This is a genomic window from Pseudomonas sp. B10(2017) (assembly GCF_002113295.1).
Lineage (GTDB): Bacteria > Pseudomonadota > Gammaproteobacteria > Pseudomonadales > Pseudomonadaceae > Aquipseudomonas > Aquipseudomonas pudica.
In genome coordinates this window covers 157962-179701 of the sequence record NZ_NEJU01000003.1, presented here as the reverse complement: position 1 = coordinate 179701, position 21740 = coordinate 157962, and the positions used below count along the sequence as shown (strand labels likewise).

At 64.4% G+C, this 21740-nt stretch carries 20 protein-coding genes; 7 read left to right on the top strand and 13 right to left on the bottom strand.

Annotation, left to right across the window (positions count from 1 at the left end; translation table 11 throughout):
- Positions 1-133 precede the first annotated feature (133 nt).
- The 11 genes from cycA to cbiE all read right to left on the bottom strand — a co-directional run bounded on the left by cycA (position 134) and on the right by cbiE (position 11503).
- Entirely contained in the window at positions 134-1540 is a 1407-nt protein-coding gene (cycA, locus tag CAF92_RS05605) for a D-serine/D-alanine/glycine transporter (RefSeq protein WP_085599692.1), read from the bottom strand.
- Positions 1541-1772: 232 nt separating this feature from the next.
- Positions 1773-3140 carry a PepSY domain-containing protein gene (locus tag CAF92_RS05600; protein WP_085599691.1) on the bottom strand — a complete coding sequence of 456 codons (1368 nt, stop codon included), beginning with the start codon at positions 3138-3140 and terminating at the stop codon, positions 1773-1775.
- Between the two features lie 58 nt (positions 3141-3198).
- Entirely contained in the window at positions 3199-5250 is a 2052-nt protein-coding gene (locus tag CAF92_RS05595) for a TonB-dependent copper receptor (protein ID WP_085599689.1), read from the bottom strand.
- A gap of 69 nt (positions 5251-5319) precedes the next feature.
- Complete coding sequence (locus CAF92_RS05590; protein WP_085599687.1) at positions 5320-5751, bottom strand: DUF2946 domain-containing protein; 432 nt, start codon at positions 5749-5751, stop codon at positions 5320-5322.
- A gap of 23 nt (positions 5752-5774) precedes the next feature.
- Positions 5775-6260, bottom strand: coding sequence for a copper chaperone PCu(A)C (locus CAF92_RS05585; RefSeq protein ID WP_046613261.1), 486 nt, complete (start codon positions 6258-6260; stop codon positions 5775-5777).
- Between the two features lie 47 nt (positions 6261-6307).
- Complete coding sequence (locus CAF92_RS05580; protein ID WP_085599685.1) at positions 6308-6697, bottom strand: DUF2946 domain-containing protein; 390 nt, start codon at positions 6695-6697, stop codon at positions 6308-6310.
- Between the two features lie 213 nt (positions 6698-6910).
- Positions 6911-7765, bottom strand: a complete 855-nt coding sequence (locus CAF92_RS05575) for an SPFH domain-containing protein (RefSeq protein WP_013974384.1) — start codon at positions 7763-7765, stop codon at positions 6911-6913.
- Between the two features lie 26 nt (positions 7766-7791).
- On the bottom strand, positions 7792-8229 hold the full coding sequence (locus CAF92_RS05570; RefSeq protein ID WP_025340792.1) for an NfeD family protein: 438 nt from the start codon (positions 8227-8229) through the stop codon (positions 7792-7794).
- 253 nt (positions 8230-8482) lie between these two features.
- Positions 8483-9208, bottom strand: coding sequence for a cobalt-precorrin-6A reductase (locus CAF92_RS05565; protein WP_046613259.1), 726 nt, complete (start codon positions 9206-9208; stop codon positions 8483-8485).
- A complete protein-coding gene (locus CAF92_RS05560) occupies positions 9205-10299 on the bottom strand; it encodes a cobalt-precorrin-5B (C(1))-methyltransferase (RefSeq protein ID WP_085599683.1) in 1095 nt (364 codons plus the stop codon). The genes CAF92_RS05565 and CAF92_RS05560 overlap by 4 nt, the downstream gene beginning before the upstream one ends.
- On the bottom strand, positions 10292-11503 hold the full coding sequence (gene cbiE, locus CAF92_RS05555) for a precorrin-6y C5,15-methyltransferase (decarboxylating) subunit CbiE (protein ID WP_085599681.1): 1212 nt from the start codon (positions 11501-11503) through the stop codon (positions 10292-10294). Before cbiE ends, CAF92_RS05560 begins: the two co-directional genes overlap by 8 nt.
- Before the next feature lie 243 nt (positions 11504-11746).
- On the opposite strand from cbiE, the gene cobG reads away from it, so the two are divergent.
- The 7 genes from cobG to CAF92_RS05520 all read left to right on the top strand — a co-directional run bounded on the left by cobG (position 11747) and on the right by CAF92_RS05520 (position 18240).
- A complete protein-coding gene (gene cobG / locus CAF92_RS05550; protein WP_178081764.1) occupies positions 11747-13078 on the top strand; it encodes a precorrin-3B synthase in 1332 nt (443 codons plus the stop codon).
- Complete coding sequence (locus CAF92_RS05545; protein WP_046613252.1) at positions 13071-13697, top strand: precorrin-8X methylmutase; 627 nt, start codon at positions 13071-13073, stop codon at positions 13695-13697. The genes cobG and CAF92_RS05545 overlap by 8 nt, the downstream gene beginning before the upstream one ends.
- Positions 13697-14428 (top strand): precorrin-2 C(20)-methyltransferase, encoded by a 732-nt coding sequence (locus CAF92_RS05540; RefSeq protein WP_085599677.1) that lies wholly within the window; start codon positions 13697-13699, stop codon positions 14426-14428. The genes CAF92_RS05545 and CAF92_RS05540 overlap by 1 nt, the downstream gene beginning before the upstream one ends.
- Positions 14416-16113 (top strand): precorrin-3B C(17)-methyltransferase, encoded by a 1698-nt coding sequence (gene cobJ, locus CAF92_RS05535; protein WP_085599675.1) that lies wholly within the window; start codon positions 14416-14418, stop codon positions 16111-16113. The genes CAF92_RS05540 and cobJ overlap by 13 nt, the downstream gene beginning before the upstream one ends.
- A 93-nt stretch (positions 16114-16206) precedes the next feature.
- Positions 16207-16887, top strand: coding sequence for a hypothetical protein (locus CAF92_RS05530; protein ID WP_085599673.1), 681 nt, complete (start codon positions 16207-16209; stop codon positions 16885-16887).
- A 56-nt stretch (positions 16888-16943) separates the two neighbouring features.
- Positions 16944-17624: a hypothetical protein gene (locus tag CAF92_RS05525; RefSeq protein WP_256573647.1), complete on the top strand. Its 681-nt coding sequence runs from the start codon at positions 16944-16946 to the stop codon at positions 17622-17624.
- Positions 17617-18240, top strand: coding sequence for a hypothetical protein (locus CAF92_RS05520; protein ID WP_085599671.1), 624 nt, complete (start codon positions 17617-17619; stop codon positions 18238-18240). The genes CAF92_RS05525 and CAF92_RS05520 overlap by 8 nt, the downstream gene beginning before the upstream one ends.
- Here the strand turns inward: CAF92_RS05520 and CAF92_RS05515 are convergent.
- Together CAF92_RS05515 and CAF92_RS05510 are read right to left on the bottom strand one after the other, a co-directional pair.
- Positions 18237-18833: a MarC family protein gene (locus CAF92_RS05515; protein ID WP_085599669.1), complete on the bottom strand. Its 597-nt coding sequence runs from the start codon at positions 18831-18833 to the stop codon at positions 18237-18239. The two genes, CAF92_RS05520 and CAF92_RS05515, sit on opposite strands and share 4 nt — an antisense overlap.
- 73 nt (positions 18834-18906) lie before the next feature.
- The gene (locus tag CAF92_RS05510) at positions 18907-21678 is read right to left on the bottom strand and encodes a hybrid sensor histidine kinase/response regulator (RefSeq protein ID WP_085599667.1); all 2772 of its coding nucleotides are present in this window, start codon (positions 21676-21678) and stop codon (positions 18907-18909) included.
- Positions 21679-21740: the final 62 nt, after the last annotated feature.

Sequence of the window (21740 nt, the reverse complement as noted above, 5' to 3'; positions counted from 1 at the left end):
GGAGCTGCCCTGTCGGCGATGAGGCCAGTACAGGCAACACAAGACAGTTGATAGCGCATGACTTGAAGTCGATGCGGTCGAGGTGGGAGCCTGGCTTGCCGGCGAAAGGGCTGCAGAGCAGCCCCCAGGGTCATCAGCCGTTACGCACTGCCGTGCGTGGATGGCGCTTGCTGCGCACCCCCTGATAGGTCACCGCCAGCAGCACGAACCAGATCGGCGTCACCAGCAATGCCGCATGCGTATCGTCCTCCAGGCTCAGCAAAACCAGAATGAAGGCAAAGAACACCAGGCACACGTAGCACATGAAGCGCCCGCCCGGCATCTTGTACTTCGAGGCCTGATGCAGTGCCGCGCGGTGCTTGCGGTACTTCAGGTACGACAGCAGGATCAATGTCCAGACGAACATGAACAGCACCGCCGAAACGGTGGTGACCAGGGTGAACGCCTCGACCACGTTCGGCACCAGGTAGATCAGCACTGCGCCCAGCAGCAGGCAGGTGCAGGAGAAGTACAGGCCGTTGGCTGGTACCGAGCGGCTCGACAGTTTCTCGAAGGCCTTGGGTGCGTCACCCTCCTGGCTCAGGCCGTAGAGCATGCGGCTGGTGGAGAACACGCCGCTGTTGGCCGACGAAGCCGCCGAAGTCAGCACCACGAAGTTGATGATGCTCGCCGCTGCCGGCAGGCCGGCCAGCACGAACAGTTCCACGAACGGGCTCTTGCCTGGCACCACGTCGCGCCATGGCGTCACGGCCATGATCGCGATCAGCGCCAGCACGTAGAACACGATGATCCGTACCGGGATCGAGTTGATCGCCCGTGGCAGGGTGCGCTCCGGGTTCTTCGCTTCGGCGGCGGTTGTGCCCACCAGCTCGATGCCGACGAAGGCGAACACGGCGATCTGGAAACCGGCGAAGAAGCCCATCAGGCCTTTGGGGAACATGCCGCCGTCATTCCACAGGTTGGCCAGTTGCGCGGTGCGCCCGCTGGGCGAGGTGAAGCCGGTGATGACCATGTACAGACCGGTGACGACCAGGCCGATGATGGCGACGATCTTGATCAGGGCAAACCAGAACTCCATTTCACCGAACATCTTCACCGTCACCAGGTTCAGCGACAGCAGCAGCCCTACGCAGGTCAGCGCTGGTATCCACTGCGGCAGTTCAGGGAACCAGAACTGCGTATAGGCCGCGATCGCGACCACGTCGGCGATACCAGTGACTACCCAGCAGAACCAGTAGGTCCAGCCGGTGAAGTAGCCTGCCCAGGGGCCGAGCAGGTCGGCGGAGAAGTCGATGAACGACTTGTAGTTGAGGTTCGACAGCAGCAGTTCGCCCATGGCGCGCATGACGAAGAACAGCATGAAGCCGATGATCATGTAGACGAAGATGATCGACGGCCCGGCCAGGCTGATGGTCTTGCCCGAGCCCATGAACAGGCCGGTACCGATCGCGCCGCCGATGGCGATCAGCTGGATGTGGCGGTTGGTCAGGTTGCGCTGCAGATGCTGTTCATCTGGCGCTGTGGGTGAGGTTTGCGTCATAGGCTCATTCCCTTGGACGGTCGGTCGTCTTGTCAGAGGTAGCCGGCTAGGCTAACACGCGCGTTCCAGTTCGGGGCGCGACAGATCGACTCGACTTTTGGGTAGCAGTGTTGTGCCTGTGCCGGCCTCTTCGCGGGCTTGCCCGCTCCCACAGGTACACCACAGGCCTCGAAATCTGTGGTGACCCTGTGGGAGCGGGCAAGCCCGCGAAGAAGCCGGTACAGGCTAAGACTCAAGCGCTGGCCAGCACCCGGCCGCGCCTGACCACCAGGCTATCCACCAGCCACATCACCACCATCGACACCCCCACCAGCGGGAACATCAACCCCAACACCAGCATCACCCCCACCGCTACCTTCCAGCGCGGCAGGTCATGGCGCAGCGGCGGCACACCCAGCCCGCCGGCCGGCCTGCGCTTCCACCACATCACCAGCCCGCTCACCGAACCCAGCAAGATCATCAGACACACCAGCAGGATGATGATCTGGTTGAGCGCGCCGAACATCTTGCCTTCATGCAGCATCACACCCAGCTCGGTGGCACGGGCGACCGGGCTGTAGTCGTGCCAGCGCACATCGGCCAACACCTTGCCGGTGTACTGGTCGACATGCAGGGTGGCGTCGTTGCGCGGGTCGTCGGCGAATACGGCGATGGTGAACACGCCATCGGCCGTGGTCGGCGCGGTAATGCTGTAACCCGGTTCGACCTGGCGCGCGGTAGCGATGTCTTCGACCTGCTGCAGGCTTATCTGTGGCGCTGCCGGCGCGCTTGACATCATGTGATGCCCCGCATGTTCGGCGTGTGCACCAGACTGCGGCATCGGCGTGTTTTCCATCGCCCAGGGCACGGTCTGGCGATGTGCGCTGTTGAGTTCACCCGCCTGTTGGTCCGACTTGGGCACGTCGTTCCACATGGCCGCCGGAAAGCGGTTCCACAAGTCGGCGTACTGCTTGCCCCACAGGCCGGTCCAGGTCATGCCGCTGACCAGCATCAGCAGCAACAAGGCCGAGCCCCAGAAACCGGTCACCGCATGCAGGTCGCGCCAGAACAGTCGGCCGCGTGCCGATAGCCGTGGCCACAGCACGCCAGCGCCATTGCGCCCGCGTGGCCACCACAAGTACAGGCCCGATACCACCAGCACGATGCCCCAGCCCGCGGCCAGCTCCACCAGGCGGTCACCGACCGTGCCGACCATCAGTTCACCATGCAGGGCGCGGGCGATGGCCTGCAGGTTCTGCTTGCCATCCTGTTCGCCAAGGACTTTGCCGCTGTAGGGGTCGACGAAAACGTTCAGTTCGCGCCCGGCGTCATGCACCACGAACTGCGCGCTGCGTTCGGCGTCGAGCGGTGGCAGGTACTGGCTGACGTGGCCCTGGGGGTAGGCCTTGCGCACCTCGGTCAGCATCGTGTCCGCGCCCTGTCGGTGGTGGCCGGCTTCGACCACCATCAGCTCGCGATACAGCAGCGGGTCGAGCTGCGGCTTGAACAGGTAGATGATCCCGGTGATTGCCAGCAGAATCATGAACGGGGCCACGAACAGCCCCGCATAGAAGTGCCAACGCCAGGCCAGGTTGTAGAAATTGATGCGTGTTCCTCTCATGGGAACCTCCTGTTTGACCAGCAGAGGGGCGCGACCTGCGCCGCGCCCGTTGTTGTTGTCAGAAGCTGAAGTCGACCTTGGTCCAGAAGGTCCTGCCTGGCTCGTTGACCGGCTGTGGATCGGTAGCCGGGTAGCCGAACCCGGCGTTCCCGGCCAGGTTCAGGTGCTCGGCGTAGGTCTTGTCGAACAGGTTGTCGACCCCTGCGCTGAGCTTGAGGTGGTTGCTTACCTTGTAGGCGCCATTGAGCGAGAACACGCCGAAGCCGGCGCTGTTGTCGTAGTCCTTGCCGACCACGTTGCCCTGGTTCTCGGCGATGCGGTTCTGCGCCGCCACCAGCCGCCACAGTGCGCCGACGCTCCAGACATCGCGGCTGTAGGTCAGGCCCAGGCGGCTTTCCAGAGGCGGCATTTGCGGTAGTGCTGTGCCGTCACTGCTGTTCTTGCCCCAGGCGTAGGCCAGCGTGGCGTCCGCCTTCCAGTTTTCCGTCAGCTGGTAGGCCGCGCCCAGTTCGCCGCCCATGATGCGGGCGTCGATGTTGCGAGCCTGGGAGCTCATCCCCTGGTAGTCGAACAGGATGTAGTCGCGGATCTGCCCGATGTAGCCAGACACCCACGCTTCAATGCGCTCGTCGCGGTACTGGATACCGAAGTCGAGCTGGGTGGTCTTCTCTGGCTTGATACCGTCGAAAGCATTGGCCGCACCGGGTGGGGCCAGCTTGGGCGAGAACAGCTCCCAGTAGTCGGGGAAACGCTGGGCATGACCAAGGCCGATGTACGTGGTGGCCGGGATGGCTGCCAGGTCGTGCTCGTAGCGGACGAAGCCGCTGGGCAGGGTGTCGGCGCGGGTGTCGCCGTTGGTGGCGCTGGTCGCACGGAAGTCGCGGGCCGAGGCGCGGTCCAGGCGGGCACCGGTAATCATGCGGTCCTCACCACTGACGTACCAGGTCAGCTCGCCGAAGGCACCGTAGTTGTGGAAGTCGGCGTCCTTGGTCCAGGCCTGGCCCTTGTGCGCGTCCACACCCATGCCGCCGCGCTTGCGATGTTCGTTGGTCTGCGCGTCGATGCCGCCGATCAATTGCACATCGGCCCAGCGCCAGGTGGCCTTGATGCGTGCGCCCATGGTGCGGCGGTCGACGTTGCTGACCATCGGCATGCCCATCATGCCGCTGCCCGAAGGCGTGCGCAGGCTGTAGTTATCCATCACGTGGTCGGCGTAGTTGTAGTAGACCTGCGCCTCGACCTTGTCGAGCACCTCGCCGAGGTTGGATTTTTCGAAACGCAGACCCAGGCTTTCGCGCTTGAACTGCGAGCCGTCCATGCCACGCCCGGCATAGCGAGCCTCACCGTCGCCCTTGCCGGCGGTGAGTTCCAGCAAGGTGTCCTGGTCGGGAGTCCAGCCGAGGGCGACATCGCCGTTCCACTTGTCCCAGCGTGACGGCACGGTGTTGTCATCGCCATCATGGTAGTCGTCCGAGCGCGACTGGTTGCCGACGAAGCGGGCGTAGGCCTGGTCATTGCCGGCGGCAGTGTCCAGCACCTTGTCGAAGCGGCCGTTGGAGCCGGCCAGCAGGCTGGCATTGACCCGGCTGCCGAGTGTGCCGAATTTCTCGGGCTCACGCTCGAACAGGATGGTACCTGCCGAGCCGCCCGGGCCCCAGATCACGCTTTGCGGGCCTTTGATGACGGTCAGGCGGTCGTAGGTTTCTGGAGAAATGTACGACGTGGGGGCGTCCATGCGGTTGGGGCAGGCGCCCAGCATCAGGCCGCCATTGGTGAGGATGTTCAGGCGCGAGCCGAACATGCCGCGCAGTACCGGGTCGCCGTTGGTGCCGCCGGCGCGGATGGCCGAGAAACCGGGGATGGTCTTCAGGTAGTCGGCGCCATCGCTGGCCGGCACCGGCTGGCGCGGGTCTTTCGGGTTGGTGACCACGGTCAGCGGCGAGCTCGGGGCCACGGCGGTGATCACCGTCGGGCTCAGCTCGGAGGCGTCGTGTGCATGGCCTTCATGGCCTGGGTCGGCGGCCAGGGCCACGGGCGCGAGCAGTGAGCCGCACACGGCGGCGATGGTCCCACGCAGGGACAAGGCAAAAACAGGGGTGCAGCCGGACATAATGATTCCAGTCGATCAGTCATGAGTCAGCGCGAAGCCTCCTGGCTCCGTGCGCAAAAAAATGTGGGTTCAGACGTTGATCGAGGAAGGTGGGGCGCGGCTGCGCGCGCCGGGGAATACAGCCTGCCGGGCATGCCCCTGGCGCGTGGGTGCGAACAGGTGGGTGGTGGATACGACGTTGCCTGCACTGAGCGGGCTGAGGGCCTGGGGCAGGGCCGGGCAGTTGAACAGCAGGCTGCAGTAACCGCACTTTTCCCACATCACATGCAACTGGCCATCGCCAGCCTGGCCGTGATGGGGGTTGCCGCCATGCTGATGGGCAGTTGCCATCGGCATGTCCATCGGCATGCTCATGCCGGCGTGGTGGTCCATCGGCATCGACTGGGAAATCAGCGGGCCGATGAAGATCATCCACATGGCGAACAGGCTCAGCCATCCGCCACCGGCGCGCCTGCGGTCAGGGCGGGTGGAACGGCTGATGCTGTTGCGCGGCAGGCTCATGGCGAGTGCCTTTCAGCGGGTGATCAATGCGTGTGTTCGTGGGCTTGCGGCTGGTCCGTCGGCGCCTGCTTCTGCACTGCCACATCGACGGTGATATCGCCGGCCTTTTCGAAGTGCAGGGTCAACGGGAAGCGCTTGCCGTCGCTGAGCAGGCTGCGGTCCTTGGGCTGCATCAGCATCACATGGTAGGCGCTGGGGGCGAAGGTCAGGTCCTTGCCTGCGGGCACCACCACGCTGGGCACCTGCTGCATCTTCATGGCACCGCTGGCGCTCATGGCATGTTCATGCAGTTGTGCGTCATCGCTGATGGGGCTGTCGACACCGAGCAGGCGGTCGTCGGCCTGGCCATTGTTGTGCACCACGAAATACGCCGCGACGTTGGGGGCGTTGGGTGGCAGCTGCAGTGACCAGGGGTGGGCGATGTGCAGGTCACCCACACTGTATTCGTGGGCATTGGCATAGGCACCGGGCAGCAGCAGGGCGGCCATGACGAGGGCGTGCTTGAGCATGGTGAATCTCCGTTTCTGTTCAGGTTCAGGCAGACAGCGTGATGAACTCAGGCCAGCGGAGAGGCACGGGGGTTGAGCGCCGGCCAAAGTTGGCGCGGCGTGGCGTGGTAGTCGGCAGGTGGCGGCAGCGGCCCGGCCAGCAGTGTCGGCGGGTTGTGCAGCTGCGGCGGATAGCCGGGCAGGGCCAGCAGTGGCGCCGCACCGAAGCAGCACCAGCAATTCATCATGCTGGCGCTTTCGTCGCTTTGCGGGCCGAGGTCGATCTTGGCCAGGGCCTGGACGTCGACCTTGGCCTTGTTGGCCATGCTGGAACAGAAGGCCCCCCACAGCAGCTGCTCGGCCGGGCCCTTGGGCGCGGCGGAAGACAGCGGCATGGCCAGCAGGTTGAACAGCACTGCAAGGCAGGCTATCCAGGCGATGTGCCGACGTGGGGGCATGGAGAGATCCGGTCAGGAATCGTGGTGGTTATTGTAAGGCGGAGTATAGGTAAAAATGGCGGGGTGCGGTGAAGTGACGCAGGCCGGGCCCTTCGAGGGGCTGCTCTGCAGCCCAATCGCCGGCAAGCCAGCTCCCACAGGGAACGCACAGATTTCAAAGCCTGTGGTAAACCTGTGGGGGCTGGCTTGTCGGCGCTGAAGGCAAAGGTACCCTCAAGCCTTGTTGCGGCCCATCAGCCCACGCACGGTCTCCTGCAGGTCCGCCGGCAGCACCACCACCTTGGCATTGCTGCTGCCCGCCAGGTTTTCCATCGCCCCCACATAGCGCTCGCCCAGCAGGTACATCGCCGGTACGGTCTCGTTGCCGACCGCGTCCTTGACCAGCGAAATCGCCCGCGCCGAGGCCTCGGCCAGGCTGATCTGCGCTTCGGCATCCAGCCTGGCTGCCTGCAAGCGTGCTTCTGCTTCCAGGATCGCAGCCTGCTTGGCCCCTTCGGCACGGGTCACGTCGGCCTTGCGCTCACGCTCTGCTGCCGCCTGGCGCTCCATGGCCAATTGCATGTTCTCCGAGGGCTTGATGTCCTGGATTTCCACCGAGCGTACGGTCACGCCCCAGTCTTCGGTCTGCTCGGACATCGCCTCGCGCAGACGCGCCTTGATCTGCTCGCGGCTGGACAGCGCTTCGTCCAGGTCCATGGCGCCAACGATGGCGCGCAGCGAGGTCATGGTCAGGCTGGTGACGGCGAACGAGAAGTCCTGCACGCCATAGGAGGCCTTCTGCGGGTCGACCACCTTGGCAAAGCACAGGGCGTTGGCGACGATCACCGCGTTGTCCCGGGTGATGATTTCCTGCTGCTGCACATCGAGGATGATGTCCTTGGTCGGCAGGCGGTAGGCGACCACGTCCATGTACGGGATGACGATATTCAGGCCGGGCTTGAGCGTGCTTTGGTAGCGGCCCAGGCGCTCGACGACCCATTCCTCGCCCTGGGGCACGATGCGCACCCCCTTGAACACGGTTATCAGGACGAACAGGGCGATGGCGACGACGACGATGAGGCTGGTCATGATGCGAAATTCCTTTTAGTGCGGATTCAGGCCCGGATGACCCGGGCGGTGTTGCCTTCGATGGCGGTCAGGCGTACCCGCTCGCCGGCCGCGATCTCGCTGTTGGCGACGCAGGTCCACTCCTCGTTGCCGAGGATGGGCTTCTGGAAGCGCACACGGCCTTTCTGGAACTCCGACACGCCAGCAGTCAGCAGCCCTACTTCACCGATCACGCTTTCGGCGGTCCAGCGCACGTCTGGTTGCTTGCGCCGGAACAGCTTGAACCACAGTGCCGTGGTGACTGACGACATCAGCACCCACAGCAGCACCTGCATGTCCAGTTGCAGGCTGGGGGCGGCCAGCGAAATGAGCGACACCAGCACGGCGCCGATGCCGAACCAGAGGATGAAGAACGTCGGCAGGACCAGTTCGAGCAGGATCAGCGCGATGCCGAAGACCAGCCAGATCCACCATTGCATTTCCATATGGGTAGTGCCTTCCGGGGGAGAGTGCCGAGTTTACGGCAGCAGTGCGGCACAAGGCCACTTCATGGTTTGAAGGAAAAGTCCGAAATGGCTGTAGGAGCAACTGCCTTGTGCAAATACATGAAAGTTGCCGCGTCCCCTGTAGGAGCGGGTTCACCCGCGAACACCGGCGAAGCCGGTGCCATGCACCGCGATGATTTCTTCGCGGGTAAACCCGCTCCCACAGGGATCTGCGGTGCGTTTACGGAATCTGTTATCCGCGCAGGTCGAGTGCCGCAGCCAGGTCGGCTGGCGAGTCGAATGCCCGGTCCACATCCGGCAACGCCGGTCGCTTCAGGATCAGCACGGGTATCCCCAGCTCCCGCGCCACTTCCAGCTTCGGTTCGGTCGCCACGCTACCGCTGTTCTTGCTGATCAGCACATCGATCTTGCGGCGCTGGAACAACGCCCGCTCATCCTCGATATGGAACGGCCCGCGCGCGCCAATCACTTCGCAGCGATCATTGCCAGGGCATGCCTCCAGCGCACGCAAGGTCCAGAACTGCTCCGACGGTATCTCGCCCAGATGTTGCAGCGGCTCACGCCCCAGCGTGAACAATGGCCTGCGAAACGGCTTGAGTGCCTCGATCAACCCTGCCCAGTCCTCGACCTCGCGCCAGTCGTCCCCGGCTTGTGATTGCCAGGCCGGGCGGCGCAAGGCCCAGCACGGGATACCGGCCAGGCGTGAGGCGTTGGCGGCATTGCGGCTGATCTGCGCGGCGTAGGGATGGGTGGCATCGATCAGCAACGTGATGCCTGCCTCGTGCAGGTAGTTGGCCAACCCTTCGGCACCGCCAAATCCGCCGACCCGAACCTGGCATTGCAGGTCCTGCGGCACCCGGCCAATGCCCGCCAGGCTGTAGACGTGCTGTGGGCCCAGGCGGCGAGCTATGGCCAGGGCTTCAGTGACACCGCCCAGCAGCAGGATGCGCGCGTTCATTGCACGCCTGCCCGGCCGACGATGCCACCCTGGCGGTCGATGGCGAACACCTCCACCTGCACCTGCGCCGGCACCACGCTGCGGGCAAACGCCAGGGCGTGGCCGCACACCGCGTTACCCAAGGGGATGCCGGCTGCATGGGCCAGTGCCAGGGCCTGCTGGCTGGTGTTGGCAGTAATGATCGATGCCTGCAGCGCCTCGTCGGCGCCGATGTCCGCTGCCCAGCCGGCCAGTTGCGGCAGGTCGATGCTGGAGTGGCGGCTGTGCAGGTCCATGTGCCCGGCAGCCAATTTGCTGATCTTGCCGAAACCGCCGCACAGGGTCAGGCGTGGTACTGGCACCTTGCGCAGGTGCTTGAGCACGGCACCGACGAAGTCGCCCATTTCGATCAGGGCTATTTCCGGCAGGCCATAGACGCGGCGCATGGTGTCTTCGCTGGCGTTGCCGGTGCATGCGGCGATATGCCTGTAGCCGTTGGTATGGGCGACGTCGATGCCCTGGTGGATCGAGGCGATGTAGGCCGCGCAGGAAAACGGCCGCACGATGCCGCTGGTGCCGAGGATCGACAACCCTCCGAGGATGCCCAGACGCGGGTTCATGGTTTTCAGGGCCAGTTGCTCGCCGCCCTGCACATTGACCGTGACCTCGAAGCCGCCGGCGTAGCTGCATTCGTCCGCCAGGCGTTGCAGGTGTTCACTGATCATGCGCCGTGGCACCGGGTTGATGGCCGGCTCACCCACCGCCAGCACCAGCCCCGGGCGGGTCACGGTGCCGACGCCGGTGCCGGCGACAAAACGGATGCCCGGTTCGGCCAGCAGGCGCACCTGGCTATAGAGCAGTGCGCCATGGGTCACGTCCGGGTCGTCGCCGGCGTCCTTGAGCGTGCCCGCTTCGGCACCTTGGCTGGTGAGGCGGCAGAACTCCAGGCGCATCTGCACCACCTTGCCCTTGGGCAGGGTAATGCTGACTGCGTCGCTGCTCTCGCCGCCCAGCAGCAAGCGTGCTGCCGCCAGACTGGTGGCAGTGGCGCAGCTACCGGTGGTCAGGCCGCTGCGCAGGGGAGCGGGCTGTTCGCGGGTCTCTTCACGCATCGGCGGGTTTCACCACGTCCAGCAATGTGATCGGCAGCGCCTGGCGCCAAGTGTCGAACGCGCCCAATGGCTGGGCATGGGCGACATGGATGCGGGTCAGCTCGCCGCCATGGCGTTCTCGGAAATGCGTCAGGGCCAGTTCGCTTTGCAGGGTCACCGCATTGGCTACCAGCCGGCCACCGGGGCGCAGGTTTGCCCAGCACAGGTCGAGAACACCTTCGCGGGTGACGCCGCCACCGATGAAGACAGCATCCGGCCGCTCCAGGCCCTCCAGCGCCGCCGGTGCCTGGCCGCAGACCAATTGCAGGCCGGGTACACCCAGCGCATCGCGGTTGTATTCGATGAAGCCCTGGCGGCCTGCGTCGGCCTCGATGGCCAGGGCGCGGCAGGCCGGGTGGGCGCGCATCCATTCGATGCCGATCGAACCGCAGCCGGCACCCACGTCCCACAGCAGCTCGCCGGGCTGTGGTGCCAGGCGGGCGAGGGTGATGGCGCGGACATCGCGCTTGGTCAGTTGGCCGTCATGCCGGAAGGCGCTGTCCGGCAGCCCGGCCAGCCGGTGCAGGCGCGGCGCCTCGGGCGATGCCAGGCACTCGATGGCTACCAGGTTGAGCGCGGCGACGTCGCTGTGCGGCCAGTCCTGGGCGGTGCCGGCCAACTCCCGTTCGTCCACGCCACCCAAGTGTTCGAAGACTCGCAGGCGGCTTGGCCCGAAGCCCCGCTCGCGCAACTGCGTGGCAATTACGGCCGGGCTGTCGCCGTCGTTGCTCAGCACCAGCAGGCGCACGCCGCTGTGCAGGTGGGCATTGAGCGCTGCCGGGGGCCGAGCAACCAGCGAAACCACCTGTACGTCCTGCAGTGGCCAGCCCAGGCGGGCGGCGGCCAGGGCGCAGGAGGAGGGCATCGACAGCACGCGCATTTCAGCGGCGGGCAGTTGGCGCGCCAGGCTGGCGCCGACGCCGTAGAACATCGGGTCGCCGCTGGCCAGCACGCACACCGGCTCGCCGCGCAGGGCCAGAACTGGGGCCAGGGAGAACGGGCTTGGCCAACCCAGCCGTTCGCCAGCCACGCAGCGTGGCAGCAAGGCCAGCTGGCGCGGGCTGCCGAAGATCCGCGCAGCGCCCAGCAGCGCGCGCCGGGCCTGCTTGCCCAGGCCGCTGAAGCCGTCTTCGCCGATACCTACAACTGTCAGCCAGGGTGCCATGTATTTCATTCCGCCATTTTGGGGGCCGCTGCGCGCCCCTTCGCGGGCTCGCCCGCTCCCACAGGTACAGCGCAGCCGTTGCTGGCAGCGGTGATTCTGTGGGAGCGGGCATGCCCGCGAAGAAGGCGACGCGGTCCTTAATTTCTACTCGATCGTCGATGATGCTCGACCACCGGCTTTTCATGCCGCCGGACAAAGCAGGCATAATACCGCGCCTTCTACACTCAAGCGCATTTTCACAGATTGCCGGACGCCCATTTGACCCAGGCCCAAGCCCCACACGTATCGCCCCGCCCCTCGGCCTGCCCGGGGTTGTGGCGCATCGTCAGTGCCCGTGATGGCGGCATCTGCCGCATCAAGCTGCCGGGCGGTCTGCTGCTGGCCGAGCAGGCCGACGCAGTGGCGGCGGCTGCCGAGCGTTTCGCCGGTGGCGTGATCGAGGCCACCAACCGCGGCAACCTGCAGATTCGTGGCATCGGCAGCGAGCATCGCGGCCTGGTCGAGACACTGCTTGCTGCCGGCCTGGGCCCACGTGATGCCGCCGGTGACGATGTGCGCAACCTGATGCTCAGCCCGCTGGCCGGGAATGACCCGGCGATGCTGCTGGATGCTCGGCCGTTGGCCGGGCAGATCCTCGACCTGCTGGAAGGCACCCCGCGTTTTCACCAGTTATCGGCCAAGTTCGCCGTGCAGCTCGATGCCGGCGAAAACCTGGCCATGCTCGAACACCCCCATGACTTGTGGCTGTCGGCCATGCGCCTGGAGCAGCAGACCTGGTTGGCGTTTGGCCTGGCGGGTTGCCCGGCAGATGGCCAGGTGCTCGGCGCGGTGCCGGCGGAACAAGGCCAGGCACTGGTGCGTGCGGTGCTGGAGCGCTTCCTCGACCTGGCCACCCCGGCACAGTCGCGTATGCGCCAGTTGCTCGAGACGTTTTCGACAACCGATTTCATCGACGGACTCGGCCTGGCCATCCGCCGCGATGCCGCCGTGCTGGCATGGCGGCGTGAACCGTGCACTGTCTCGTGGCTGGGCGTTCTGCCCCAGGCGCAGGGCGTCGCCTTGGGCGTTGCCCCGCCGCAGGGGCGCCTGACCCCGTCCATGCTGCGTGGCGCAGCGCGCATGGCCCGTGAGCATGGCGATGGCAGCCTGCGCCTGAGCCCCTGGCAAAGCCTGGTGCTGACCAACCTGCAAGCGCAACACATCGACTACGCCCAGGCCAGGCTGTCCGCCCTGGGCCTGCTATGCCATGACCATGAGCCACTGGCCCGTATAAGCGCCTGCACCGGCGCCAGTGGCTGTGCCAAGGCCCTGGGCGAAACCAAGGCCGACGCCGTCACCCTGGCGGCACTGCTCGGCCCTGGCGTGCCGGGCAGCGTGCACTTGTCCGGTTGCCCCCGATCCTGCGCCGTGGCCCATGTTGCCCCGGCCACCCTGCTGGCCCGCGCGCCGGGCCGTTACGACCTGTACCTGCGTGATGCGCGCCTGCCGGGCTTCGGCGCCCTGCGCGCCACCAACCTTACCTTGAATGAAGCAGGCGCCATGCTCGACCTGCCGACGGAGCACCTTGATGATTGACTACATCCGCGATGGTCAGGAGATCTATCGCAACTCCTTCCGGATCATCCGCGAGGAAGCCCGACTCGAGCGGATCCCCGCAGACCTTGAAAAGCTCGCCGTGCGCGTGATCCACGCCTGTGGCATGGTCGATGCCATCGATGGCCTGCAGTTCTCCGAAGGCGCCGGCCGGGCCGGGCGCGAGGCGTTGCTGAACGGCGCGCCGATCCTCTGTGATGCGCACATGGTCGCCGAGGGCATCACCCGCGCCCGTCTGCCCGCCGACAACAAGGTCATCTGCACCCTGCGCGACCCGAGCGTACCGGGCATGGCGAAAGACGCCGGCAACACCCGTTCCGCCGTGGCCCTGGAGCTGTGGCGACCGCACCTGGAAGGCAGTGTGGTGGTGATTGGCAACGCGCCTACCGCACTGTTCTACCTGCTGGAAATGCTCGACGCCGGTGCCCCGAAACCGGCACTGATCCTCGGCTTCCCGGTCGGCTTCGTCGGTGCTGCCGAGTCCAAGGCGATGCTCGCCGCCGACAGCCGTGGCGTGCCGTTCGTGATCATGCAGGGCCGCCTGGGCGGCAGCGCGATGGCCGCCGCAGCGGTCAATGCCCTGGCCACGGAGGTGGAGTGATGGTGCCACGTGGACGTCTGCTGGGCCTGGGCGTAGGCCCTGGCGACCCTGAACTGATTACCCTCAAGGCCCTGCGCCTGCTGCGTGAAGCGCCCGTGGTCGGCTACTTCGTGGCCAAGGGCAAGCGCGGCAATGCCTTCGGCATAATCGAGGCGCACCTGCAGCCGGAGCAGACCTTGCTGCCGCTGGTCTACCCGGTAACCACTGAAGCGCTGCCAGCGCCGTTGTCCTATGAACAGGTGATCAGCGACTTCTACGACGAGGCCAGCGTGCAGGTAGCCGAGCACCTGGATGCCGGCCGCGATGTGGCGGTGATCTGTGAGGGCGACCCGTTCTTCTATGGTTCCTACATGTACTTGCATGACCGCCTGGCGCAGCGCTACGAGGCCGAAGTGATCCCCGGCGTCTGCTCGATGCTCGGTGGCGCCTCGGTACTGGGCGCGCCGCTGGTGTACCGCAACCAGAGCCTGTCGGTGCTGTCTGGCGTGTTGCCGGCCGATGAGCTCAAGCGTCGCCTGGCCGACGCCGACGCGGCGGTGATCATGAAACTTGGCCGCAACTTCCCCAAGGTGCGCGAAGTGCTGGCCGAACTGGGCATGGACGGGCGCGCGCTGTATGTGGAGCGGGCCACCATGGCCAACCAGAAGATCGTGCCGCTGGACCAGGTCGACCCACAGTCGTCGCCGTACTTCTCGCTGATCATTGTGCCGGGTGAAAAATGGCAGGGCTGAACATGCACCAGGCACCGGCGATCGTCATTCTTGGCCAGGGCAGCCTGGCCACGGCGCAGCGTATCCAGCAGTGTTATCCGCAAGCATCGATCCATGGGCTGGAAGGCCGGGTCGAGGGTGCCGACCTTTGCTACACCGCGTTTGGCGATACCCTGCGGGGGCTGTACCAGCAGAACACACCGATCATCGCCCTGTGCGCGGCGGGTATCGTCATCCGCAGCCTGGCCAGCCTGCTCAGCGAGAAAGGTGTCGAACCACCGGTACTGGCCGTGGCCGAAGACGGCAGTGCCGTAGTGCCGTTGCTCGGAGGCCTTGGCGGTGTGAACGTGATGGCACGGGAAATCGCTGAAGCATTGGGTGTTGCTGCGGCGATCACCACCAGCGGCGAGCTGCGTTTCGGTACCTGTCTGCTGAACCCGCCGCAAGGCTATGCATTGGCGGATATCGAGCAAGGCAAGCGCTTTGTCTCCGACCTGTTGGCTGGCGAGGCGGTGCGCATCGAAGGTGACGCGCCGTGGCTGCAGCAGGCGCAGTTGCCTGCCAGCGAGGCGGCCCGGCGTACCATCCATGTGGGGCACCAGGCCCGCCCGGCCAGCCGCGATGAGCTGCTGATCCACCCGCGCTCGGTGGTAGTGGGTGTTGCCGGCGGCAGCCTGGCCAGTATCCGGGCGGCACTGCAGCAAGCCGGCATAGCCGAGCCTGCGGTGGCGTGCCTGCTGGCCGACGAGCGAGCCATGGCCGACAGCGCCCTGCACGAGGCAGCACAGGGCCTGGGAGTTGCCCTGCGCTTTACTGCCCGGACGCATGACCTGGCCGGGATGGTTGCCGCAGCATTGCCCGCTGCGCAACTGATCGAGATGGCAGACGTGGTCATCGCGGTGGCACCTGTCCCGGTCGAGGTGAAGCAGGTTGGCCGTCGTCGGGGTCGCCTGGCGGTTATCGGCCTGGGGCCGGGCGCTGCCGAGCTGATGGTACCGGCGGTCAAGGCCGAACTGGCGCGGGCCGAGGATGTGCTCGGTTACGAAACCTATGTGCGCATGGCCGGCCCGTTCCGTGACGATCAGGTGCTGCATTGCACCGACAACCGTGAAGAGATGCAGCGTGCGCGGCATGCCTTCGAACTGGCGGCCCAGGGCCGTTCGGTGGTGGTGGTATCGTCGGGCGATCCGGGTGTGTTCGCCATGGCGGCAGCGGTACTTGAAGCGCTGCACGAGTCAACTGACCCGGCCTGGCACCGGGTGGATCTCGAGATTTTGCCGGGGGTGTCGGCCTCGCTGGCGACAGCCGCTCAGGCGGGCGCGCCGCTGGGGCATGACTTCTGCGTGATGTCGCTATCGGACAACCTCAAACCGTGGTCGATCATTGAAAAGCGTCTGGACCTGGCGGCTCAGGCCGACCTGGTGCTGGCGTTCTACAACCCGATTTCCAGGTCAAGGCCGCATCAGCTCGGCGTGGCGCTGGAAGTGGTGCGTCGGCACCGAGACGGGAATACGCCTGTAGTCCTTGGCCGTGACATCGGTAGGCCGGGACAGACGCTGAATGTCGTCACATTGGCCGAACTGCTGCCGGAAATGGTCGATATGCGCACCATGGTGTTGGTGGGCTCCTCGACAACCTGCGTATTTCCTCGCCTGTCGGGTGGAGTGTGGGCCTACACGCCGCGTTGGTACCCGTCGGCCAACTAGTTGCACCGGAAACCCTTCAGCGCGCTGCATCGTGTGCGCGCTGGCTAAGGTGGCTGCCCCTGACTCAAGGGGCAACCATCTAGGAGTTTCCACATGTCCGAAGAAACACAAGTCACTACCACTGACGCGGCCATTCTGGTCGAAGGCAACCTGCTGGCCTGCGGCGCAGGCATGTCTTCGCAAAGCCGTCATGACGTAAAGAATGCCTTCCACTTTGCCACCTTGGTGGCTGACAAATCCTTTGATGCCGAAAAGCAGAGCAGGGAGTGGTACGAGCGGTTCATCGATGTCATGCGTGATCTTGGCTTTACCATCCCCAAGCGTAGTTTCGAACTGGAAACCTCGGCGGAACTGTCTGTCACCGTAGGCGCTGTCGCTGTACGGGCGATCGGTGTGGTGGGGAATGCAATGCTGGGGGGGACCAAGTTGGGTGAGCTGGCCAAGACGGCCTTCGACAAACTGACCACCGTCGAAAATGACGCCAAGGTGCTCGACCACAAACGCAAGAACAAGGCCAGGGGCATGGTCGGGATGGCGGCCTGCATCGAAACCGATAACAACGATGTGGTCATGGTGGTGAGTTGCATTCAGGCGTCTGCCCCGCAGCAGAACGATGACATCCTGGGTATCCAGTGGAAGCTGGACAAGACCCACTACTACGCCGGCACGGCTGTGCTAACCCTCAACACCTTCGTCTACGACAAAATCCGCGAAACCGTGGAAAACAAACTCGGCGTGCGCAGTGTCGAGAACATTCTCCAGTACGACATCTGATCGCAGGGCGGCGTTGCTACGCCGCCTTGTTCGGGTCTTTGTGACGAGGCAACACGATGGACAGAGCAGCTGAACAACTCATGTTGATTGGCGGAACGGCATTACTGTATCGCGCAGACACTGGCCAGATTCAGCGTCAGGCCGCCTTCGACTCGATCCTTTACGCCCAGTTGGTGGCCAATAGGCGTTCGGGGTCACGCTTTGATAACTATGAAGCCTGGTATGACACCTATCGCGAGGCATACCGACAACTGGGCTGGATCAAGCTAGCCGGTACGCATGACCTGAAACAGTTGGGGCAACCCGTGCGTGGCTCGCAGATACAGCCACTCGAAGCGTGGCTGAAGATGCGCTCGATCCGACATGAGGCCGTGCTGGCTGCAGTGAAGAGTGGCCTGAGCCGATCAACCGAAGGTTTTAGTCACCAGCTGAAGTTCAGCACGCAGGGTTCGCAGCTGGTGATCGAGCTTGGCTTGCTCAAGCCGGGGCCGGCGCTCGACCTTTGCAGTATCACACTCCAATTCGACGAGCCGATCGCCGGCACCCTACGGGACATGCTGCTGGTCGAAAGGGCGCTGGAGGGCGAAGCCAGGTTCAATGGCGTTTCCTTGCTGCTGGATAACGGGCGTTTCCAACGTCAGCGAGATGAACTGCAGGCATTGATGAAAACCAAGGATGCACAGGGGGAGTATCGGTTCGACCCTCATGCACCAGTAACAGGAGCACAACATGAGTGAAGCCATATCTGCTGTGATCGGCGCAGGGATTGTTTCGTTTCTGCCGGGTATTCCCACTGCGCAGAAAAACAAAGTGCGGCTTGCCCTGGCGATGGCTGAGCGGGCCACCGAAACGGCGTACAAGGAAGGGCTGATCCAGGACTGGTTGGCCTACTACCGCAACCAGCTGAAATTCATGGGCTGGGACGCAGTTACTGCCGAGCAGGTACACTGGCCTGAGGAGGGCCGGGCCAGGCAAACCGACAAGGTGCTTGAAACCATTGCCGCAACCGCCGGCGATCATTTTGCCTCGGCAAGCGGCCAGTCCATGCGCAAGCTGTTGACCAAGCCGCCGGTTCTGCAATCGCTCGAGCGCTGTGCCTATGAGCGGCAGCATTTTCAATTGTTGCCTTGCGCGCCTGCAGGGGCAAATCGTGTCGACATGGTGCTGTATCACGAAACGGATAAACGTTCGGCGTTCCGGGCGGGCTTCATCAGCCACAAGCGCAGCCTCAAGAATGTGCGAGCGGAGTTGATACGCTTCAACATCCTGGCTTTCGAGCAGAGTTTCTTGCCCAAGGTTCAGGATCGCGTAGTGCAGGTTTCCTTGCAGCGCATACTGGATTTCGACATCTAGGGCGCGAGGTAGCCTTTGATGCCTGTGAAGATGATCTGTGCAGCCAGGGCGCAGACGAACAACCCCATCAGGCGGCTGACGATCTGCAGGCCTTGGTCGCCGAGGATGCGCTCGATACGGTGTGACAGGTATAGCACCAGGCCTACGGTGAAACTGGCCAGGGCGATGCTGATGATGGCCAGCAGTTTGTCGTCCCAGTGCGGTTGGCCGACACCCATTACCAATAGAGCACCGATGGTGCCCGGGCCGACGGTAAGCGGGATGGTCAGCGGCACGATGGTCACATCCTGCTGCACGTTGTCGGCTTGTACCGCGGACTTGCCTTGGGCCATGCCCAGTGCCGAGATGAACAGTACGCTGCCGGCGCCGATGCGGAAGGCGTCGGCAGTGATACCGAAAATGCCGAAGATCGCTCGCCCGAACAGGTACAACAGGACACTGGCGATGAGCGCGGCGATGGCGACCTTCCATGCCAGCTGCTTGCGCTCTTTGCTGGAATGGCCGCGGGTCAGGCTGATGAAGCACGACAGCACGAAGAACGGGCTGTAGAGCACGAGCATTTTCAGGTAGACACTGAACAACTCATGGAGCATGGGGCTAGTCCAGGCAGTTATGGCTGGGCAGAGTTTATCAGCAGATTCTGTTGATAGCCTTGCCGGCCTCAGCTCAGGAACTATGCACCGGATCCACCTTGGCTTCCCGGTGATTGGCCCAGTACTGGATCAGCTCTCGCAACTGCGACAATTCCACCGGTTTGGCCATGTGCCCGTCCATGCCCGCCAGGCGTGCACGTTCCTTGTGTTCGGCAAGTATGTGAGCGGTCAGCGCCACTACCGGGGTGCGCTGGCGCTGGTTGGCGGCTTCCCAGGCGCGCAGCTGCTGGGTGGCCGAGAAACCGTCCAGTATCGGCATTTCGCAGTCCATCAGCACCAGGTCATAGCGCTGCGCCTTCATCGCCTGCAAGGCCTCTTCGCCATTGCTGGCGGTGTCTGGCTCGAGGTTGAGCTTGCCGAGCATGCCGCGAATCACCTTGGTCGAGATGCTGTTGTCCTCGGCGACCAGCACGCGGAAGTCGCCGGGCAGGTCCAGTGCCTGGGGGATGCCGGGTAAACTGGCTGGCACGGCTTGTTCGCGGCCGCGCTGGGCCAGCTCTTCGGCCAGAGTGGTTTTCAGCGTGTAGCCCGCCACCGGCTTGGCAAGGATCCGCTTGACCCCGGCGTTGCGCGCAATGACCTTGCTCGGCGCGTTGCTGATGCCGGTGAGCATCACTACCAGGATGTCGTGGTTCAGGCTCGGGTCTTCCTTGATCTTGGCGGCCAGCTGCATGCCGGTCATGCCTGGCATGTTCTGGTCCAGCAGTACGGCATCGAAGTAGTCGCGCAGGTGGGCCTTGGTGCGCAGCAGGGCCAGGGCTTCCTTGCCCGACGGGACCGCGCTGACGTTCATGCCCCAGGCACTGCACTGCTGTACCAGCACCTTGCGGCAGGTGTCGTTGTCATCCACCACCAGTACCCGAGCATCACGCAGCGGGCCTTCGAGGTCGGCCGGTGGCTGTTCGAGGCGCGAAGGGTCCAGCGGCAGCGTCAGCCAGAGAGTGTTGCCCATGCCGGTGCTGCTCTTGATGCCGAACTCTCCCTGCATCAGGCCGATCAGCTGCTTGGCGATCACCAGCCCCAGATGGCCGCCCAGCTTGTTGCTGGAGAGGAAGTGGTGGCTGTGCAACTCGGCCTGCAGCAAGGCTTCGCGGTCAGCGGCGGGCAACGGTTCGCCGCTGTCCTGCACGGCGATGCGCAGGCGCGGTACCTCGCCGCGCTGGTCCAGCGCCACCACCAGCAGGATTTCGCCCTGATCGGTATTTTTCAGGGCATTCTCCAGCAGGCTCGACAAGGCCTGGCGAAGGCGCGTCGGGTCGCCGCTGATTACCCGAGGTACTTGCGGCTGGGTGAAGCTGATCAGTTCGATGTTCTGCTGTTCGGCCTTGGCGCGGAAAATGTTCAGGCAATCCTCGATCAGAGCGTTGAGGTCGAACTGCACATCATCGAGTTCGATCTGCCGGGATTCGAGCTTGGAAATGTCGAGAATCTCGTTGATCAGCGTGAGCAGCTCGTTGCCGGCGCTGTGAATGGTCTGTACGTAGTCGCGCTGCTTGACCGACAGCGGCGTCCCCAGCAGCAGTTCTGTCATGCCCAGCACACCGTTCATCGGGGTGCGGATTTCGTGACTGATCTTGGCCAGGAATTCGGCCTTGGCGTTGATTTCGGCATCGCTGGCTGCCAGGGCGCGGCTGGCGCTGAAGCGCTCCTCGCTCATGCGCCGCAGGCGTTCGCTGACTGCCAGGTTGAGCAGCAGGCCGCTGGCCACCGTCAGCCCCAGCAGGATGCACAGCAACCAGGGCGTAGAAGTACGGGTCAGGCCCAGCAGCGCCGGCAGCAGCACCAGGCCACCGAGGTTGAACACCACCATGGCCAGGCTGAACAGGCGTGCGGGTGCATAGCCCTTGTACCAGTGGTAGCTGCTGACCAGCAGCATGCTCACGGTGCCCAGGGCCATCAGGGCGTAGGTCATCAGGTTGAGGGGCAGGGTGTCGACGAACAGCAGCACCAACCCGCTCAACCCGACCACCAGCATCTCACCCTGCAGCAGGCGGTTGAGCCGTGGCGAGTTGCATGGCGAGAAGAAATGCTGGGTGAAGCACAGCCCGGCCAGGCCGGCCAGGACGAGAGTCAGATATGCGGCGGGCGTCTGCGCGCTGTGCCACACGTGCCACCACGGGCCGCTCAGGTTCAGCAGGATCAGGCCGCTGAGCAGCATCAGGCCGTGGTACAGCGCCAGGATCAGGGTGGTGTTGGAGCGGCTGTAGAGGAAGCGGATCAGGTTGTGCATGATCAGCATCACCAGGCCGCCGAACAGCATGCCGAACAGCAGCGGCTGGCGTTGGTCGGAGGCTGCCACGGCCGCAGGCTCCAGACTGATGGCCGGGCGCAGCTGATGCTCGGAAACCAGGCGCAGGTAGATATCCAGGGGTTGCTTGCTGTTGGGCAGGGGCAGTACATGGTCGCTGCCACGCAGGGTCGGGCTGGCATTGCCGGCCTGGCGCCCATGGTGCAGCTGACGCAGAAGCTGGTCGCCCTCGAGGGCGTAGAGGTCCAGGCCCGAAAGGTCTGGGGCGAAAACCCGCAGCAGTTGTTCCTGCTCGCCGGGCTCCAGGCGGTAGTGCAGCCAGAGGGCCTGTTCCGCAGGGGCGGCATCCAGGTCGGCGAGGACAAGCGGGCTGAACTGGTTGCGGTAACGCTCGGAGCGCACGTCGCTCAGTTGCAGGTTGGCCTGTTCGTCGAGCAGAACGGCCCAGCCTCCGTCATGTTCGGCCGCAGCCGGGAACATGCAGAGCAAGGTCAGCAAGCTGACGATCAGAGCTGAGGCAATCCGAAGCCGACGCACTACGAAATCCCTTCTTAGCCAAGGTGCCGGGTATTAACTATGCGCGGCGCGCCAAGTCGAAG